At 33.9% G+C, this 1,843-nt stretch carries 1 pseudogene; it reads left to right on the top strand.

Annotated elements, in window-relative coordinates:
- Positions 1-1,843, top strand: a pseudogene (locus J8L97_RS22845) (DNA replication protein); the annotation flags it as partial.

Below are 1,843 nucleotides of genomic sequence, written 5' to 3'. Positions count from 1 at the left end.
ATATGGAGTGGCTGCAAAATTCATTTGGTATTTCACCAGAGGAATTTTGGGGGTATGTAGAAGTTCTGCATAAAAAAGAATTGGTAGACTTATATGAAGATGAAGTCGTTAAAATTTCAGACCAAGTGCTATCTACCTACTTTTTTTATTTATCTGTATTTGAGAAGAAAGTCATATCATTTTCGTCAATAGCCCATCACTTTTACCCTAGTTTTAAAAGAACCATTGTTGACGCCTTAAACCCTGTTATTAGCGCTTTTGATCACAAGAAAGTAGTCACTGAAATTAGATCTGAAATTAAAGGGATATTTAAAGACATCTCAAGCTCTGGTGATTTAAAAAGTTCAATTGAGTTTTTAAATTCATTTTGGTTTGCCCTCCCTACTGAGACATTAATTTTTGCCAATAAACTGATATCTGAGATGCCAATAGTTGTTGAGTCTTGGGAAAGTGAAATATTTGAAGAGGCTAACACCGATGATAACGAATACTCTTTAGTTTCCTTGCTAAGCAGTTTCAGGAATTATGGTGTTGATGAGTTTAAAATGTCTTTTGATTTGCTATTGCAATACCTTTCAAAGAACAAAGGATCTCTTGGTTTTGTAATCAAAACACTTATAGATAGATATAACTTTAAACCTGATGATAGGCGCTACGGATACTATGTTCAGGCTCATGTTGTTGATACGTTAGTTGAACGAATTGATAATGGTGACAATCATCTGTTTTCAAAGATATTTCTTGTGTTAGCCAAGTCTTTTTTAAAGGTGGAGCATACCGAGCATCAGTGGAGACGCAGTGACACAATAAATGTGATTACATTTAGGCTTTCACCCAACGAATACTTAACTCCAATAAGGCAGAAAATATTTAAAAACTTATCAACATTGATGCAGTTACCTGATTATGAACAAATAATCCAAGATTTTTTTCAAGAATTTATTAGTCGGCTAAGGTTTGAAGGAAAAGAAATGGCAGAAGCCGACTTACCATTTCTTATAGAGTTCTTTATTTCCAATTTAGACCACAAAAACACGTCACATTGCCTGATCATGCAAGATCTTTGTGAGCATTTAGATGCTCTTGAGATTAAGTATCCTTCCAAATGGAAGGCTGAGTTCAACAATGCAACAATTGAGTTGTCGAATCTGCTTCTACAGGACAAGCATGAAATGCGCTTGCTAGATATGGGTTACGAAGAATATGTTAAATATCGACACCAATGCTTTGTTGATTACTTTTCAGATACCTCTGTTGAAAAATTTAGTGAGTTTATGAGCCAATGTGTTGCCTTACAGAACTCTCTTTCTGTAAGAGAACGAGACAATTCATTCAAAGTTGGTATTGAAATGGGTTTAAATGCAATAGTCGAAAACCATCATGACCAAATCAAGGAAATTGTATCTACATATATTGGCTACGACGATATATTTAATATACAGCCAGGCTCATTAATATTTAACCTATTCAAAACGTTAAGTAGTTCTGAAGTATGGGAACTAATAAACAGCAAATCATACCGTTGGAAGAAAAGTTGGTGTTCATTCTATTTTTCATTATTACCAGAAGGTGACATTAATGAAGGTACAACGAACTCGCTACTAATTCATCTAAACGATACACCTAGTAAGGAACTTCCAGCTTGGCTTGATTATTTATCTAAGTACCAATCTATAGATAAAGACATTTATATAAAAGTTACAGGTTTGTTAGTTGAAAAATCAGAAGTTGACAACAATTACGCTTTCTCATTACGCCAGTTATTTAATAAAGATTGCGAGTTATTTGGCAAATGGTTTGAAGTTTTTAAATCAGATCCCCAACTAGTGTTTTCTGCGTATTT

Origin of the sequence: Pseudoalteromonas sp. MMG012, assembly GCF_018100875.1 — a bacterium.
Taxonomy (GTDB): domain Bacteria; phylum Pseudomonadota; class Gammaproteobacteria; order Enterobacterales; family Alteromonadaceae; genus Pseudoalteromonas; species Pseudoalteromonas aurantia.
Note: the sequence above shows the minus strand (reverse complement) of the source record. Positions and strands in the feature narration are given on the sequence as shown.